16 protein-coding genes are annotated in these 17,474 nt (G+C 51.3%); 4 read left to right on the top strand and 12 right to left on the bottom strand.

Annotated features, from left to right (window positions below; all coding sequences use genetic code 11):
* Positions 1 to 26: 26 nt before the first annotated feature.
* The 4 genes from fliI to fliF are packed head-to-tail and all read right to left on the bottom strand — an operon-like array spanning position 27 to position 4,784.
* Positions 27 to 1,415 (bottom strand): flagellar protein export ATPase FliI, encoded by a 1,389-nt coding sequence (gene fliI / locus H8L32_RS07735; protein ID WP_186946584.1) that lies wholly within the window; start codon positions 1,413 to 1,415, stop codon positions 27 to 29.
* A 13-nt stretch (positions 1,416 to 1,428) separates the two neighbouring features.
* Entirely contained in the window at positions 1,429 to 2,109 is a 681-nt protein-coding gene (locus H8L32_RS07730; RefSeq protein ID WP_186946583.1) for a flagellar assembly protein FliH, read from the bottom strand.
* Complete coding sequence (fliG, locus tag H8L32_RS07725; RefSeq protein ID WP_186946582.1) at positions 2,102 to 3,097, bottom strand: flagellar motor switch protein FliG; 996 nt, start codon at positions 3,095 to 3,097, stop codon at positions 2,102 to 2,104. The genes H8L32_RS07730 and fliG overlap by 8 nt, the downstream gene beginning before the upstream one ends.
* Positions 3,090 to 4,784: a flagellar basal-body MS-ring/collar protein FliF gene (gene fliF, locus H8L32_RS07720; RefSeq protein ID WP_186946581.1), complete on the bottom strand. Its 1,695-nt coding sequence runs from the start codon at positions 4,782 to 4,784 to the stop codon at positions 3,090 to 3,092. Before fliF ends, fliG begins: the two co-directional genes overlap by 8 nt.
* 202 nt (positions 4,785 to 4,986) lie before the next feature.
* Between fliF and fliE the strand changes: the two genes are divergently transcribed.
* On the top strand, positions 4,987 to 5,352 hold the full coding sequence (gene fliE, locus H8L32_RS07715; protein ID WP_186946580.1) for a flagellar hook-basal body complex protein FliE: 366 nt from the start codon (positions 4,987 to 4,989) through the stop codon (positions 5,350 to 5,352).
* Between the two features lie 110 nt (positions 5,353 to 5,462).
* On the opposite strand, the gene H8L32_RS07710 is transcribed toward fliE, so the two are convergent.
* From H8L32_RS07710 to H8L32_RS07675, 8 genes are all read right to left on the bottom strand, one after another.
* Positions 5,463 to 6,224: a flagellar brake protein gene (locus H8L32_RS07710; protein WP_186946579.1), complete on the bottom strand. Its 762-nt coding sequence runs from the start codon at positions 6,222 to 6,224 to the stop codon at positions 5,463 to 5,465.
* A 33-nt stretch (positions 6,225 to 6,257) separates the two neighbouring features.
* Positions 6,258 to 6,566, bottom strand: a complete 309-nt coding sequence (locus H8L32_RS07705; RefSeq protein ID WP_186946578.1) for an EscU/YscU/HrcU family type III secretion system export apparatus switch protein — start codon at positions 6,564 to 6,566, stop codon at positions 6,258 to 6,260.
* Positions 6,559 to 7,908, bottom strand: coding sequence for a flagellar hook-length control protein FliK (fliK, locus tag H8L32_RS07700; protein WP_186946577.1), 1,350 nt, complete (start codon positions 7,906 to 7,908; stop codon positions 6,559 to 6,561). Before fliK ends, H8L32_RS07705 begins: the two co-directional genes overlap by 8 nt.
* A 5-nt stretch (positions 7,909 to 7,913) precedes the next feature.
* Positions 7,914 to 8,249 carry a flagellar protein FliT gene (locus H8L32_RS07695; protein WP_186946576.1) on the bottom strand — a complete coding sequence of 112 codons (336 nt, stop codon included), beginning with the start codon at positions 8,247 to 8,249 and terminating at the stop codon, positions 7,914 to 7,916.
* A 6-nt stretch (positions 8,250 to 8,255) separates the two neighbouring features.
* Positions 8,256 to 8,726 carry a flagellar export chaperone FliS gene (gene fliS, locus H8L32_RS07690; protein WP_186946575.1) on the bottom strand — a complete coding sequence of 157 codons (471 nt, stop codon included), beginning with the start codon at positions 8,724 to 8,726 and terminating at the stop codon, positions 8,256 to 8,258.
* Positions 8,727 to 8,779: 53 nt separating this feature from the next.
* Positions 8,780 to 10,792: a flagellar filament capping protein FliD gene (fliD, locus tag H8L32_RS07685; RefSeq protein WP_186946574.1), complete on the bottom strand. Its 2,013-nt coding sequence runs from the start codon at positions 10,790 to 10,792 to the stop codon at positions 8,780 to 8,782.
* 117 nt (positions 10,793 to 10,909) lie between these two features.
* The gene (locus H8L32_RS07680; RefSeq protein ID WP_186946573.1) at positions 10,910 to 11,293 is read right to left on the bottom strand and encodes a flagellar protein FlaG; all 384 of its coding nucleotides are present in this window, start codon (positions 11,291 to 11,293) and stop codon (positions 10,910 to 10,912) included.
* A 100-nt stretch (positions 11,294 to 11,393) separates the two neighbouring features.
* Positions 11,394 to 12,881 carry a flagellin N-terminal helical domain-containing protein gene (locus tag H8L32_RS07675; RefSeq protein WP_186946572.1) on the bottom strand — a complete coding sequence of 496 codons (1,488 nt, stop codon included), beginning with the start codon at positions 12,879 to 12,881 and terminating at the stop codon, positions 11,394 to 11,396.
* A 465-nt stretch (positions 12,882 to 13,346) separates the two neighbouring features.
* Between H8L32_RS07675 and H8L32_RS07670 the strand changes: the two genes are divergently transcribed.
* Genes H8L32_RS07670 through rfbG form a run of 3 tightly spaced genes read left to right on the top strand, consistent with a single transcriptional unit; the run spans position 13,347 to position 17,445 of the window.
* Positions 13,347 to 15,551 (top strand): tetratricopeptide repeat protein, encoded by a 2,205-nt coding sequence (locus H8L32_RS07670; protein ID WP_186946571.1) that lies wholly within the window; start codon positions 13,347 to 13,349, stop codon positions 15,549 to 15,551.
* On the top strand, positions 15,548 to 16,318 hold the full coding sequence (gene rfbF, locus H8L32_RS07665; protein WP_186946570.1) for a glucose-1-phosphate cytidylyltransferase: 771 nt from the start codon (positions 15,548 to 15,550) through the stop codon (positions 16,316 to 16,318). The genes H8L32_RS07670 and rfbF overlap by 4 nt, the downstream gene beginning before the upstream one ends.
* A gap of 14 nt (positions 16,319 to 16,332) precedes the next feature.
* Complete coding sequence (rfbG, locus tag H8L32_RS07660) at positions 16,333 to 17,445, top strand: CDP-glucose 4,6-dehydratase (RefSeq protein WP_186946569.1); 1,113 nt, start codon at positions 16,333 to 16,335, stop codon at positions 17,443 to 17,445.
* Positions 17,446 to 17,474 lie beyond the last annotated feature (29 nt).

Genomic DNA, 17,474 nt, shown 5'->3' with positions numbered 1-17,474 from the left:
TCAAGTATAGTAGGTATCAGAGGTTTCTATCCGTTGAATAGGGCCTGAAGTGCCCCCAAGCTCTCTGGTATGGTACTTTTTTCCGTGATGTCCTGTTGTAAGAATGCAATGATTTTTGGCTGCAACCGGATCGCTTCATCCAGTAACGGGTCCGAGCCCGGCGAATACGCCCCGACGCTGATGAGATCTCTGGCACGTTCATAGCGCGAATACAATTGCTTGAGTTTTCTTGATAGTTGCTGATGTTCTGGCGTGGTAATGCTGTGCATGGCCCGGCTGATCGACTGTTCTATGTCAATGGCAGGGTAATGGCCGCTTTCTGCCAGGGTGCGGTTCAATACGATATGACCATCCAGAATTGCCCTGGCGGCATCGGCAATCGGATCTTGCTGGTCGTCGCCCTCGGTCAGTACCGTATAAAAGGCGGTAATGGAACCACCACCGCTTTTACCGTTACCAGCGCGTTCCACCAGGATGGGCAGTTTGGCAAAGACAGATGGTGGATAACCCTTGGTTGCTGGTGGTTCGCCGATGGCCAGTGCAATTTCCCTTTGCGCCATGGCATATCTGGTCAGAGAATCCATGATCAGCAATACACTGCGCCCCTGGTCCCTGAAATATTCAGCGATGGTAGTGGCATAGGCGGCACCTTGCAGGCGCATCAGGGGAGGGGCGTCCGCCGGGGCTGCCACGACCACAGAACGGGCCAGACCGTCGGTGCCCAGAATCTGTTCTATGAATTCCTTGACCTCACGACCACGCTCACCGATCAGTCCAACCACGATGATGTCGGCAGAGGTGTAGCGCGCCATCATGCCCAGCAGCACGCTTTTGCCTACGCCAGAGCCAGCGAACAGGCCCAGGCGCTGGCCCCGGCCAACGCTGAGCATGCTATTGATGGCCCTGACGCCTACGTCCAGCGTATCAACGATGGGAGCGCGTTCCAGCGGGTTGTAAATACGCGCTCCCAGCGGGGCGGATTCATGCGTGCCTAGCGGACCCAAAGTGTCCAGCGGGCGACCATTGCCATCCAGGACACGCCCCAGCAATTCATAGCCTACCGGTAAATGCCTGCTTCTGTCGCTGGGACGGCGGCGGGGATGATTGACGACTTCATGTGCATCGGGTTCCGCCGGAAAGACGGGAGCACCAGGGGTAACACCGTCCAGATCGCTATGCGGCATCAGAAACAGGCGTTCACCTTCGAAACCGACCACTTCGGCATCTATTTTTGCACCACTTTGCAAATGGATGGAACAGGCGCTGCCTACCGGCAATCGCAAGCCAACCGCTTCCATCACCAGGCCGGTGACACGGGTAACACGCCCTGACAGCGAGGTAGTGTTGACATGCGATAGCTGCTCACGGCTGTTGTGCAGCCTGGCTTTCCAGTCGCTGATGTATGCTTCTTGCATCATGTCGGTCTGCCTAGACGGCGTTCACAAAATTGTGCTGCATGCTGTCCATGAGTTTTTGCCAGCGTGTCGCATAACTCGCATCCAGCAGATTGTGCTGGGTTTCCAGCCTGCAGCCACCGCGTTCTATATGTGGGTCAGAGACAATGCGCCAGCCATTTTCAGCCAGTGATTCACCCAGATGGTTTTTGACGATGACAGCATCATCCGGATGCAACAAGACCTGCGCCGGTTGCTGGACTGTACTTATCTGATTGATTGCATCTTCGACGATGGGCAGTATCAGCTCAGGTTCGGTGTCAAATTTGATTTTCAGCATGGCTTTGGCCAGATCTATCGCCAGTTCCAGCACTTCATTACTCATCTGTCCGGACGCCGCCTGCAATTGCTGTGAAAATCCTTGCGCCATCTGTTGCAGGGAATGAATTTCGACCTGCACCTGTTCCATGGTTTCTGCGTAAGCCGTTTCCTGGCCATCTTTCAGGCCACGTTCATAGGCTTCCTTGTAACCAGCGGCAAAACCTTCCTGGCGCGCACTTTCCCGCAGTTTGTCGGCTTCGACGCGACTGATGGCAGCTGCCTGCGCGCTTGCTGCCTTTACTTCTTCGACATGTGCCGGCCGATTGTCGCCAAACGAGGTCATTTCCCAGCGTTGAAAGGCGGTCAGATCGCCGCTACGCACAGGATTAGACATAAGCGTCTTCGCCTTTTGCGCCCAGCATGATCTGGCCTTCGTCAGCCAGGCGACGGACGATCAGCAAGATCTGTTTCTGTTGTGCTTCCACTTCCGACAGACGTACCGGGCCTTTGGATTCCAGATCTTCACGCATCATTTCAGCCGCACGTTGTGACATGTTCTTGAATATTTTTTCGCGCATATCCTGATTCGCGCCCTTCAGTGCCACGATCAGTGAATCAGACTGCACTTCACGCAACAGCAGTTGTATGCCCTTGTCGTCAATTTCGAGGATGTTATCAAAGACGAACATTTCATCCATGATCTTCTCGGCCATGTCGCCATCGTATTTCCGGAGATTGTCCATGACGGACGCTTCGTTTTCACCGCTCATGAAGTTCAAGATTTCAGCCGCAGCGCGCACGCCACCTATGGATTTTTTCTTCAGGCTTTCATTGCCGGTCAAGAGCTTGGTGAGTACGTCATTCAGTTCACGCAGGGCAGTAGGCTGAATACCATCCAGGGTGGCGATACGCAATACGATGTCATTGCGCAAACGCTCGGTAAACTGGTTCAGGATTTCACAGGCCTGGTCACTTTCCAGATGAACCAGGATGGTGGCAATAATTTGTGGATGTTCGTTCTTGATCAGTTCGGCAACCGAAGGGGAATCCATCCACTTCAGGCTTTCTATACCGCTTGCGTCCTTGCCGCCCAGGATGCGGTTCAACAGCGAAGCAGCCTTGTCATCGCCCAGGGCCTTGGTCAGCACGTTGCGGATATATTCATCCGAATCCAGCCCGACCGAAGAACTGAGGTCAGCCGCCGCCTTGAAGTCATCCAGGACTTTGGCAATGGCTTCATGCGGGATAGGGCCGATCGCAGCCATGGCTGCACCGATTTTTTGTACCTCACGCGGGCCAAGATATTTCATGACCTCGGCCGCACCGTCTTCACCCAGCGCCAACATCAGGGTGGCTGCTTTTTGAACTCCGTCTTCACTCATTGCTGACCCATGCCTTTACAACGTTTGCGACTATCCTTGGATCGTCTTTTGCCAGGGTTTTTGCCATTTCCAGATTCATTTCATAGCTGGAACCCTGACGCGTATTCTGCTGTTCAGCCTCTTTGGAAAGATTGACGATGGCGGCTTCTTCTTCCTCGCGCTGTTCTTCTTCCAGGACTTTCTGTTTTTCCGCTTCCAGCGCTTCCAGTGTTTCCTTGTCCTTGCCCATTATCTTATACAACATGGGTTTGAGGTAACCAAAAAACAGGTAAGCCAATACCAGTGCAGCAAGTGCATATTTACCAAATTCCTTTGCCATCTGAATGACATCTGGCTGTTTCCACAGTGGTAATTCCACTATAGTTTCTTTTTCAGGGCTGGCAAAGGGACTATTGACCACATTCAGGGTATCACCACGATCTTTGTTGAAGCCCATGGCTTCCCTGGCAAGATCAGTAATTTGTGTTTTTTCTATGTCCGTCAGAGGGCGGGTTGAGGTTTTCCCTGCCTTATCAGTTTCTGTCCTGTAATTAACCACGATGGCCACCGACAGGCGTTTGACGCCACCCATGGGCTGCTGGGTGTATTTGATGGTCTTGTCTACCTCAAAATTGGTGGTCGAGTCCTTCTGCATCAAACCGGCATTCGCTGCACCTGCCTGACCAGTCGCGGCTGCGCTGGCAACGATAGGTGCTGTCGCCGGTACGGGGGGCTGGTTGCTCAATGCGCCAGGTATACCCGAGGGGTTGGCAGATTTATTATAGGACTCGCTGGTTTGCTGGCTGCGGATGGTGGATGCTTCCGGCGGTGAGTTGGGGCGATAACTTTCAGCTGCCTGTTCTGACCTGGAAAAATCAATATCCGCCGTCGCTTCAGCCCGCACATTGCTGGAGCCGACAATAGGCGAAATAATGGATTCTATGCGTTTGACGATGTTTTGCTGATATTCCTGCACATACTTCAGTTGCGAAGGGTCAAGATTATTATTCGCCATCTGTTTGCTGGGATCAGACAGTAGATTGCCATTCTGGTCAACGATGGTGACGCTCTTGGCCGACAGTTCCGGCACACTGCTGGCGACCAGATGGATAATGGCGCTGACCTGTTGCTGATCCAGCACGCGGCTGGGGTAAAGATTCAGCAAAACCGACGCAGTGGGCTTTTGCTGATCACGGATGAAGACCGATGATTTGGGTATGGCCAGATGCACACGTGCGGTCTGCACCGCAGAAACTGCCTGTATGGAACGTGCCAGTTCGCCTTCCAGCGCGCGTTGAAAATTGACTTGTTCCAGGAATTGCGAAATCCCCAGTTTTTGGTTTTCCATAAGTTCAAAGCCGACATTGCCACCCTTGGGCAAGCCTTGTGCCGCCAGTTTCAGGCGCGCATCATGGACCTGGTTGGCAGGCACCAGAATGGCATTGCCGCCGTCGGAGTATTTGTAGGGCACATTCAATTGCTGCAAGGATGCGACGATGGCGCCGCCATCTCTGTCATTGAAGTTGGAAAACAGGACCTTGTAATCCGGCTGCTGGCTCCACAGCCATACACCCACCATGATAGCCAATGTGATGGCAGCACCCACGGCCAGCAAGATATTGCGAATGGCAGGTGTTTGCTGTAATCCGAAGATATTCGGAAGAACAGGGCCTGGTGGGGCAAGTACGGTATTTTCTGCGGTTGCCATAAATTACCTTGTGCCAATAATTGTGTCGATGAGTTGCATGCGTGTACTTCCGGAGATGAGTTTTTTCCTTGATACCGATTTTCCACTGAATTTGCAAAATCAAAGGCAGGAAAAACACTGGTTTTCCTGCTCTTTTCCAGCTTCGCTTTTGTTTGCCAACTGTTAATGTAGCAGTCATAGAAGTCTGAAAAAAGGTGATGTGATGAATATCGGCGGAATTGACGCAAGTCGCATAGAAGCCATGGTGGCACAGTTGAAGGCAACTGCGGCAAGAATGGAAGCCAGTGCAAGTGTGGGCGCGGGTTTGGGGGTAAATCAGGCGGACAATGTCAGTCCACCAGGCAAGCTCGATTTTGCAGACGCGCTGAAAGCCTCGCTGGATAGCGTGAACCAGGCGCAAACGAGTTCGCAAAAGCTGGGGGAAAAATTTGCCATGGGGGATGATAAGGTCAGTTTGTCCGACGTCATGATTTCCATGCAAAAAGCGAATATATCTTTCCAGACCACGGTACAGGTCAGGAACAAACTGGTGTCTGCCTATCATGACATCATGAATATGCAGATATAGCCCGTGTATTTTATGCCAGGCAATTTGTGTATTGATTGCCTTGATTGTGTCTGCACAAAAAAACAAAGGGGCAATTTTGCCCCTTGTTCTTTCTGATGGTCTCTTGTTGTCTAGCGTATGCCAGTCATTTTGGCATTGCGCTCACGTTCCAGTTTCATGATGTAACGCTGAACACTGGCAAGCACGTTGTTGGACATGTTGATGAACTGACACCCCAGACGGCGATTGGTTTTGCCATTCAACAAAATAAGATCCTGTGAGTTCCTGACTTGCAACACCACATCCACCAATCCTATGGTTGGCAGATCAAGTTTGCAATGCTCATAGATAACACCTATGGTGCTATCCATGGCTTTTCTTTCATCCAGTATGGCGATGCCGCCGCAACTGATATCAACCAGCGACAGTTTCAGGGTTTCTTGCCGGGTATCCACCTGTACCGGTACCAGGGCACGTATCGGTGTTGATAGCGGGGTGTTGATACGATAATACTCGCGCCTTTGCAGGCGTATTACCGTTGCCGGAATACTAAACTGGAAAGCAGGGCGGTCTTCAAACGTGATCAGTTCCAGGTTGTCGGATGAAAACTGTATGCTGATCTTGTCCAGCAAGCCTTCAAAAGAAACCCGTGGTGCTTCAGTAATGCGTTGATTTGCCAGTTGGCTTGGTGCACTGTCGATAATGATTAAGTTATTGGTGTCATCAACTTCCAGAATGGACGTGATGAATACTTCGGAACCGCTGTTGATCAGCATGCTGATCAATTGTTTGCTTTCCCTTAAGCCGCGTAACAAGCCGATGATCTCCCTCCGGGAGTCGACCTGGAAGGGGCTCTGGTTTTCTGTACCTAGGCTCGGAGGTGAGGATGGCATATATTTTTATAATTACATTCAGTAAATGGGCAATCAAACCGGTTTTTGCCCTGACGTCTCCGAAATTGCTTCTGAGTTTCCTTTATCAATATGGTAAAGCCAAGCGAGAAGTTCTGCAACTGCGCGATACAAAGCTGGAGGAATATCCCGGTCCAGATCGACTTTCATCAATAACGAGACCAATTCCTTGGATTGGTGCACGTGCACGCCATGTTCTTTAGCGCGGGCAATGATTTCTTCTGCAATCAGGCCCTTACCCTTGGCAACCACACGTGGTGCCGCATCGCCATTCTGGTAAGCAAGGGCGACAGCATTCTGAATCTGCGGTTTGGGCTCATTCATCTTGATTGACAACGAAAGACATCAGCGGCGAGCCGGCCATTTGCAATGCAGAGGCTAGCTCGCTGGCATGGCTTTTTAAAGCGGCTACCGTGTCACCCTGCGTGGCACGCAGCGACAAACCAACGGTATTCGATTGCAGGTTGATGGTTGCCGTTACCTTTCCCAGTGTGGGAAGATCAAAACTGACGACCGATTGCCAACTGCTGTCTTCACTGCCTGCCTGCGTATGCCGTGCCTGCTCGTTTTCTTTTCTGATTTCCCAGTCAATTTTCCGACCAGGAAAAAGCTCACCCTGCCATCGTACAACGTTTTGTTCCAGGACATTGAGCTGTTGGTGAATAATTTGGCCCATTTCCTTATTGATGGACGTGGTATTGCTGGCCTGCAAGCTGTCTGCCGCTTTCGATAAGCCGAGCTGGGATTGCGGTTCACTGCGGATGTCGGCGATATCCCGTTTGCCTTGCGCCCATTCTGCGACGTGGGATTCATAGAACAGGCCGCTGGTGCTGATTTGATTTTGCAGCTTGGTCGCGGTCCTTATGCCGTCTTTTAATTCTGAAGGACTGGCAAGAATGGGTACTTCGCTGTTGATACTGGTTTTCGTGCCGGTCTGACGTCCGGTTTGTAAAATTTGGTCAATCATTTTCCCGGTGTTGCTTAATGACGTCGGTGCGCTGCTCAGATGGTCTGGCGTGGTGTCAACAACATTGGTATTGAGCAGCGGCGATTTGCTGACGATTTCGCTGGTTTTTGATGTCGCCAACTGCTGCAGTGCTGGTGCCAGCGCCTTGTCCAGGAGGGCATTGCCGGTTTGTGGCAAGCTTTTGTTGCCGTACAGCGTAACTACTGCCGATGCATCTGCTTCGTGAGGTGTTTCGGCAATGACCGCAGGGGTGTTGTTACCCGCAGTGCCTGGTAAAGGTGTTGCCTTGCCAGCCTCTGTGGTCTGTGGCGCAGCATAATTCTGCGATGGAGATGGCAATCCGGGTTTGCCCGGGCCTGGTGTCAGTAACTGTGGTGCGTTAGTGGGGAGTTGATGGACATCCGCATCGCTTTCCAGCAAAAAGGTAGGGCGTGGCTCAGTACCGATCAGACGCAGGGGGATTTGATCCCCGGTCTTACTGCCTTCGGGCAACAACATTTTTGCTGTTATACCCGCTACTCTTACGGTAAAACTGCCATCCATCAGTTTTGATAGTACTTCACCCTTAAGTAGCTGGCCTGTGACCAGTTGCGCCAGTCGCGGGGTGATGTCCTGTTTGACTTCTGCAATCGCGCCTACGGCGGCCGGTGCCTCGATATTGGCTACAGGTTTAGTGAGTATATCGAGCCGCGCAGGCATAGTCGTCAGGCGCTATTGCCAACACCATAAGTCCTGGAGAGCTTCTGGCTGGTGCTGGAGCTTTTCATCATGTCGGATAACTGAGCCATCCAGGGTTCGGTAATGTCACGAATTTCCCTGTCGTCAGCCAGTATCTGCTTGATAATGCGGATTTTTCTGTCGCGCATATCGGCTGGAAGATCAGATGGAATTTCATTTTCACGCAATTGCTGGACGCGGCTTGAGCAATCGCTTTCCAGTTGTCCCAGCAGTTCCCAGTCGCGTGAACGGGCGGCTTCCAGCATATTGCCCGTAATCGTTGCGACATTTTCATACAATGTAATCAGTTCCAGACTATTCATCTTGATTCAAGCCTCAACAAAGTTGGCGGGACGAGGAGACAGCGGGTCAACGTTCATTTTTGGCGCTTCCGTTACGGCTTCATTGACAGGCGCAATCGCTTCCCATGAAGTTTTCAAATCTTTCAGCAGATTTCTGACTTCGCTCAGCATGCCGTCGTTGTTTTCCAGATTCGCCTTGATCAAACGGGCGGTCATGTATTCATACAAAGCATCAAGGTTATTGGCTATTTCACCACCTGCTTTTTTATCAAGGCTGGCACGCAGGCCATTTTCGATAATGGCAATTGCTTTCGAAATCGACTGACCTTTAGAGGCTATTTCCCCATTGCTTAAGTGCTGCGAAGCATTGGAGATCGCCACGATTGCGCCTTCAAAAAGCATCACGATCAATTTATGGGGGCTGGCAGCAACAACACCAGTCTCTATGCCAACCTTGGCATAGGCATTTGCACCACGTACTTGAGATGAGCCAAACATAGCGATTAATCCTCTCTGATATTTTCTATTCTACCAACTACTTTTACTTCTTTTTACTTCGTACTGGACGTCAATGCCGCCAGTTGTTGTGTCAGGAATGAACTTGTATTGTTCAGGCTGCTCACAATGGTATCGAGAGCCGTAAATTGCGCGCGATAACGTGCTTCAGTGTCAAACAGACGGCTATTCAATATATCGCGCTGCTTGCCAATGTCCTTGATACTGCGGTTGATACCATCGGTTGCGCTTGAAATCGAACCAGAGGTGCCGACGACAGTAGAAAGCAGGGACGTTACCTGCGACGCATAACCTCTGGAGAAATTGATCGTGCCCCGTGCGCCGAGCGAACCACCACTGATCAGGATTTTCAATCCTTCTGCATTTGAGCCAGTAGCACCAGTCAGATATTGGCCGGAACCGGCGGCAGTAATGCCATTCAGCTTGCCCGCCACATCCACCCCGGCAGTACCGTTAAGAACAGTACCTGTCAAACTGGCAGCGCCCGTGCCTGTGCCATCTGCCAGGGTGACATTCGATGCACTGCCATAGTTGGTGGATTGCAATTGCAGGAATCCATTACCATCAATAGTGGCAGTGACAGTTGAACCATTGTCTTTGAAGGTGGAATTACCGTTGATCGATGTCTGCAACAGGGTTGCCAGTGACGATGCCGTATATGAACCCGCTGCCAGTGCGACGGCGGCGGTTTTTCCATTGAGCGTGACATTGATGGTGGTGCTGGCTGCAATGGTTGTGTTGCCTGTAGTTAGATCCAGATCACCCTTCAAGCCGCCCTGGGTGGCAATTGCAGTTACCTCCAGCCCATAAGCGCCTTGCTTGGTAGCTGAAGTTGAGCTGCTGTATCCAACCAGACTGTCTGTTGCCTTACCGACGGAGGCGAACAAGCCACTGATGTCATTGTAATTACTGCTCAGAGCAGTTTGTAACTTGGACGAGTCGATGGAAAGCGTGCCATCTTTTTGAAAACTGATACCGATACTGGACAGGGTGGTAATGTTACCGCCCAGACCATTGACTGCAGTACTTAAGGTTGACCTGACCTGACTTTGGATATTCCTGGCGGTAGAGTCACCGATCAGAATGCCACCCTTTTGGGTGCTGGCATCATAACCAGTCAGGGTTTTTAATGTTGACTGGAAATCATTGAAGCCTTTTACAAAACCATTGATGGCGGACTGGATGCCGCTGGTGTTGGCGCTCAGTGACAAGCTGGTGGTGCCGACCTTGCTCAGATTCAGTGTGGTGCCCTGGATCGCGCCAGTCACCGCATTCGATGTACTGGAAATGGCTATGCCATTGACGGTCAGTGCGGCGTTTTGTGCTGTTGTTGTTTCTGTAAAGTTCTGGCTACCAGCCGGATCATAATTAACCAGGCTTTGTATGGCAGCATCGCCGGTAGCCGAGATTTTCAGGCTGGATGTAGCACCGGTTTTGGCAGAAGTAAGCACCAGATGGTAAGGCGTTGCACTACCGTCACCAACAATGGCGGCGGTCGCGCCGACATTGGCGGCATTGATGGCGTCTCGTATGCCTTGCAGGGAGTTATTGGCACCATCTATCGTGACTGTGCCAATGGCCTGTGTTGCATCCTGAGTGAAGGTGGCACCTGTATACACACCATTTGCCGAAGTGCCACCTGAAATGGTGCCAAACTCAAAGCTGATCGTGGTGCTGCTGCCGCTACCTATGCTGGCCGTAGAACTGAGCTGACCTGCGCTGGAAATGGTTTGTGCCTGTGCAAGCTTGCTGACATTGACGCTGTAGCTGCCCTGGGTGGAAACGCTGGTGGTGCTGGCTGACAAAATGGAGCTGTCGCCGGCAGAGGCAGTCAGGGACTGGAACGTGCTCAGATTGCTGAGGCCGGTAACATTTGACTGAAAAATGCTCAGCGCGCTGTTCAGCGTGCCGTAAGCCGACAGCTTTGCCTGAAAGCTGGCTTCTTTTTTCGCCAATGTGGTCAGGGGCTGGCTCTCGACCGTCATTAACTTTGAAATCAGACCATTGACGTCCAGATTGGCGCCTAAGCCTGTAGATTGTATGCCCACGTTATTCCCCCTTGTCAGACCGTACTGTACTAAATTATCGGCTAAGGCAAACTAGACTTTAGAGGGGAATTTACGTGCCAATTTAAAATTTAGGTGTAAGACTGACTAAATAAATGATTAAGCTTGCTGTTTAATTAAGAGACCTTGCAGTTTATCTAACGAACGCGATATTTCAAGGGCTTCTTCGGAAGGAATCTGACGCAAAACCTCTTTGGTTTGCTGATCAACCACCTTCACGACTACTTTATTACTGTGTTCCTCTACACTGAATTCTAGAGACTGTGACAGAGATTGGATAGTTTTATTGATATCGTCGACTGCCTTGGTCACTTTGTCGATTGCTGGCGGTGACGATGCAGATGATGCAGCCTTGACGGCATCTATGGTCTGGGTTGAAGCAGCTGCTGACTTGTATACCTGCGCGCTGCTGTCAGTTACTGCTGGTCTATCCGTGATCAGTTGTCCAGATTGAGAAGTGTTCCCTATCGATCGGATGTCCATGATCTTTTCCTTCAAGAAAAATACCCCTGGTCAAATTTTTGACCAGGGGGACATGCTTTATGCTTTAAGTATAGACCTAATTTACATAAGCCTACTGCTATTAGCCACGCAACAGGGCCAGAACGCCGTTTGGCAAGCCGTTAGCCTGAGCCAAAATCGCTGTACCAGCTTGTTGCAAGACCTGACCACGTGTCAGAGACGCTGTTTCCTGAGCGAAGTCTGCATCGCGGATACGGCTGCGGGATGCTGTCAAGTTTTCAGAGTTAGTCTGCAAGCTTTCGATCGCGGAAGAGAAGCGGTTTTGATACGCACCCAGAGAAGCGCGGGAACTATTGATCGATTGCAAGGCCGCATCGATGGTCGTCAACGCGGCGGTGGCCCCGGCAGCAGTACCCAGATTCAGTGAAGATACACCCGCACCGACCGTGACCGAAGCAGAAGTGAAGCCACCAGTCAGGTTGGCAGCTGTCAGACCAGTACCAGTACCGTTAGCCAGAGTGATACCGGCAGAGCTGGTGGAAGTCAGGGACAGTGTTGATGTTGCAATATCAGTTGCGCCAGTTGCAGATACAGTGATACCTGTGTTGGCAGCAGCTGCAGCAGCATTGGTGCTGGCAGTTACAGTGATGTTACGGCCATCAGCAGCAGCCAGTGCAACTGCACCAGTTGTTGTATTGAATGTTGCAGTAACGCCTGTTTGTGTACTGATTGCATTAACAGCAGCTGCAACCTGAGCACCACGTTGTGCGCCGGAAGTCGAAGCGCTCAAGGCACCCAGATTTACGCCGTTAATGGTGATGTCGCCGGAGGCAATCGCTGTTGCAGATGTACTTGCTGTACCTGCAACTGTTGTGGAACCTACTGTTGCTGTCACGCCTGTGCTGCCGCTGATCGCATTGATCGCTGCTGCTTTAGCGATACCGCTGGCGTTGGAGTTGGAGAAAGATACGCCGTCAGCTGCAGATGCGCCAACCTGGAAGCCGTTGATGGACAGGTCACCAGCAGACAGGGCTGTGGTAGTAACTGCACCTGCACCGGCTACTGTCGTAGCGTAGCTGGAAGATGCACCAACACCCAGGGCGCTAGATTTTGCGCTGGTGATGGAAGCGATACTGATTTGATCGTTTGATGTACCGTTGGCACCAACTTGGAAAGTTTGTGCAGAGAAGCTACCGTCGAGCAGGTTCACGCCGTTGAAGTTAGTGCTGCTGGCAACGCGGTTAATTTCAGAAATCAATTGACTTGCTTCGTTGTTCAGAGCTGCACGATCAGAAACGCTGTTGGAGCCGTTGGCAGATTGTACGGCCAGATCACGGATACGTTGCAAGTTGGAACCGATCTGTTGTAACGCACCCTCAGCAGTTTGCGCCAGAGAGATACCGTCGTTCGCATTACGTGCAGCTTGATTCAAGCCGCCGATTTGAGAAGACAGACGTTCGGAAATAGCCAGACCAGCGGCATCGTCTTTCGCGCTATTAATACGCAGACCGGAAGACAGACGTTGCAGGGATGTGTTCAGCGCAGATTGCGATGTAGTCAAGTTACGTTGTGCATTCAGCGATGCAATATTGGTATTAATAACAGCCATGGTGATTCTCCCTAAGTTATTCAAATTGGCGTAGTAGCCTGAAACTTTGGTCTTTCGTGCTGACTATTGGACCGCCGTTGTAAAGGGTATCGGTAGAGACTAAAAAAGTTTTAGCGTGTTTCTGAAAATAAATGTTATTTTTTTCGCTCAAGTTTTAAAGATGTTTCCGCTTGTCGGCGCGTTTTTTAAATACTTTAGGGCTAAATTTGATTTAGTTTTAGGGCCTTATTTAACATATGGAAACGAATTCATTAGCTATACAATAAGCCAGAGCCGTATGGTTTCTGGTATTTTCCTATTTAAACAGGCAATGCTGCGTTCTCGGTAGTGTAAAAAAGTACAGAAATACGTAGAAATGTAAAATCGGTTTAGAAGATCAATAAGTAGATTAATAAGCAGATCAGCTTATTGATCAAGTCATCGACTATTTGTTTAATAATAATTACACCTTATCAGGGCGCAGGCATGAGCAAATCCAGTTTTGATGCACGAAAGGCAATGCGTGAAGTTAACAAGTACTTTGACGCAGGTGCCTTGCCCCAGGCCAGACAGGTGTGCCTGAATATCATCAGACATTTTCCCCGTCACCCGGATGCACTGTATGCGCTGGCCAGGATATGCGGTGACTTGAATGAGTGCGACGAGGGCATGCAGTATCTGAAGCTGGCATTCGACGTCATGCCGCATTTTCCGGACAACAGGAAAGTCGCTTTCGGTATCTTTAATAAATACCTGCTTGGTAAACAGTATGCGCAGCTGGAAGAAGCCAGTTTGTGGCTGTCCAGATATCTGCCGCGTGATGGCATTGTCTTGGATTATCTGGGTGTGGCCCGCATCGAGCAGGCCAAATTTGCCGACGCGTTCCCAGTTTTAACCAGGGCGCTGGAGCTGCTGCCAAGCAATCCGCATATTCTGGTGAATATGGGGAATGTGCTGATTTCCCTGGAGCGTTGCGCCGACGCCATCCCTTATCTGGAAAAAGCCCTGACGATACAGCCCAATATGGTGGTGGGTCTGAATAATCTGGGTAATGCCATGCGTTTTATCGGTCGGACCGAAGACGCCATAGAGAATATATCCAGGGCCATACAGATTGATCCCAGCCAGCCTTACCTGTTTAATAATCTTGGGCTGGCCTATCGCGAACACGGCATGTACAGCTTCGCTATTGTGCAATACCGGCACGCGCTGGAACTGCAGCCGGATCTGTTGCAGGTTTATCCCAACCTGATTGATGCCCTGCGCCAGAATGGGCAAGTGCAGGAATCGATAGAATGTGGCCAGCATGCATTGTCACTGACACAGGATATTCCCGAGATATGGGCAGCCTATGGCGACACCCTGCGTGAAGCCAACCATCTGGATGCAGCTATTGAAGCTTATATCAAGGCCTTGTCGTTCAGGGAAGATGGACAGTCTTCTTTCAACCGCAAGATCTACACCAATTTATTATTTTGCCTGAATTACCATCCGGATCTGACGCCAGAGGTGATTTATAACGCCTACCATGAATTCGACTTGCGCTTTGCTGCACCACTGAAGGCGCAATGGAAGAAGTTTGAGAATGCGCGCGTTCCCGGCAAGCGCCTGAAAGTGGGTTATGTGACCCAGGCTTTCTACAATCATGTCTGCAAATACTTCTTGCTGCCGCTGCTGGAAGGGCATGACAAGGAACAGGTAGAAGTTTATGCCTATGCCAACCCACCGTTTGAAGACGATGTCACTGCCTATTATAAAAAGCAGATCGACCATTGGGTGCCTACACGTGACATGACTGATGATGTGCTGGCCGAAAGAATACGGGCTGACGGCATCGATATCCTGGTCGACGTGGCCGGGCACACCAACGGCAACCGCCTGCCGGTATTTGCCCGCAAGCCGGCCCCGGTGTCCTTGCACTGGCTGGAATATGGCTACACCACTGGTTTGAGTGCCATTGATTATTACCTGACCGACAAGCCGACCATTACCGACAATTGCGCACACCTGTTTGCCGAAAAAGTCTGGTGCCTGGATGGACCTGCCTATGTATACAGGCCGGATACCAGAAGGGCAGAATTAGGGCCATCACCATTTGAATCAAATGGCGTAATTACCTTTGGCAGTCTGTCGCGTTCGACACGTATCAACCACCGGGTGGTGCGCGTTTGGGCAACCATACTGGATGCCATGCCAAATTCACAACTGATTATCAATAGTGGTGATTTTAAAGATCCCCAGGTACAGGATGAAATGGCGTCACGCTTCATGCGGTATGGCATAGACCGTTCAAGACTGCTGATTGGCTTCACTTCACCTTCATGGGAAGTGCTCAAACATATAGATATTGGTCTGGATTGCTTCCCGCATAATTCCGGGACGACCTTGCTGGAATCACTGTACATGGGCATTCCTTTCATCTCGTTGACGGACAGGCCATCGGTAGGTCGTATCGGTGCCAGTATCCTGACAGCAGCAGGGCATGAAGAGTGGATCGCCAATACGGAAGATGAATACGCGCAGAAAGCAGTCATTCTGGCGCATGATCTGGATGCCTTGCGCCGCCTGCGTGGCAGTTTGCGGTCAGAAATGGAACAGTCGCTGCTGATGGATGAGCCGGCATTTGCCCGTTCGGTAGAAAAAGCCTATCGTCAGATGTGGAATATCTATTGTGAAGGACCCGAGCAATGAAAGCAGTTATCCTGGCCGGCGGTTTGGGAACACGGATTTCCGAAGAGACGCATCTCAAGCCCAAGCCCATGATAGAAATTGGCGGCCACCCCATACTCTGGCACATCATGAAATCCTATTCTGCCCATGGCGTGAATGAATTTGTGATTTGCTGTGGCTATAAGGGTTATCTGATCAAGGAATATTTTGCCAATTATTTTTTGCATATGTCGGATGTCACCTTCAACATGCAAAATAATAGTATGGAGGTGCACGAACACCATGCCGAACCTTGGAAGGTGACGCTGGTGGATACCGGTGAAGACACCATGACTGGTGGCAGGCTCAAACGGGTTGCCCGTTATCTGCAAAATGAAGAGGCTTTTTGTTTTACCTATGGCGACGGTGTCGCTGATCTGGATATCGCTGCTTCCATCGCTTTTCACAAAGCGCATGGCAAACTGGCGACCGTGACGGCGGTCTTGCCGCCAGGGCGCTATGGTGCGCTGGAACGTGACGGCGATCAGGTGAGTGGTTTTACCGAAAAACCGCGCGGCGATGGCGGCTGGATCAATGGCGGCTATTTTGTCCTGTCTCCCAAAGTGCTGGATTTGATCGATGGTGATCCGACCAGTTGGGAATCTGAACCTTTGAATGGCCTGGCAGCAAGCCAGGAATTGATGGCTTTTGAACATTCAGGATTTTGGCAGCCCATGGATACCCTGCGCGAGAAAAACCTGCTGGAAGATTTGTGGCAGTCTGGAAACGCTCCGTGGCGGGTGTGGTAAACATGGCAGCAAGCATGCAAAACATTGTTCAGCATAGTTACGCTATTCCCGATGCCGGATTTTGGCGTGGTAAACGGGTGCTGTTGACCGGGCATACCGGCTTCAAAGGCGCCTGGTTTGCCAACTGGCTGGCGCACATGGGGGCGATCGTGCATGGGCTGGCGCTGCCACCGGAGTCGCGCCCCAATCTGTTTGATGTGCTCGAGATTGATAAAAAGATACATAGCCACTTTGGTGACATACGCCAGTTTGATGCCGTCAAGTTGGCCGTGGATGCCGCCCGGCCTGACATTGTCTTCCATCTCGCTGCCCAGGCACTGGTCAGGGCCAGTTATAAACAACCGCTGGCGACTTTTGAAACCAATATCATGGGCACCGCCAATCTGCTGGAAGCACTGCGTGGCCGCCCTGACGTGAAAGTCGCCCTGATGGTGACGACGGACAAGGTGTATCGCAACCGCGAGCAACTGGCACCGTACCCCGAAACCGCAGAATTGGGCGGACATGACCCGTATAGCGCCAGCAAGGCCGCATCAGAACTGGTATTGGCCAGCTACCGCGATTCTTTCCTGCAGGAGCAGGGTACGGCCATACTGGCCGCACGTGCCGGCAATGTCATCGGAGGTGGTGACTGGTCAGAAGACCGTCTGCTGCCGGATGCGGTACGGGCCTGGCGCAATGGCGACACCCTGCACATCAGACGGCCCGATTCAGTACGCCCCTGGCAACACGTGTTGGAGCCATTGTCTGCTTATTTATGTCTGGCACAACATGCCTGGAGCAATCCGTCGACCAGCCTGGCATGGAATATAGGGCCGGATGGTGCCGCCAGTGTCAGGGAAGTGGTGCAACTGGCGCATGCTGCCTATGGCAAGGGTAAGATAGAATTTGCCACCGAAATCAGTGGCCCGCATGAGGCCGGATTACTGGCGCTGGATGCCAGCAAGCTCAGACAGACGCTGGGCATCGCTCCGCGCTGGAAACTGGATGAAGCAGTAGAGCACAGCATGTGCTGGTATCGTGACTTTGAAAATGGCATGTCGGCAGATGCACTGTGCGCGCGCGATATGGATGACTATCTGCATGCTGCACAATTCGTCTCACAACAGCCAGGCCAGCCTGCATGAACGATATGCTGATAATTTCAAAAGGGCTA

Source organism: Undibacterium hunanense (assembly GCF_014284335.1).
Lineage (GTDB): Bacteria > Pseudomonadota > Gammaproteobacteria > Burkholderiales > Burkholderiaceae_D > Undibacterium > Undibacterium hunanense.
This window is presented reverse-complemented; position numbering and strand designations above follow the sequence as displayed.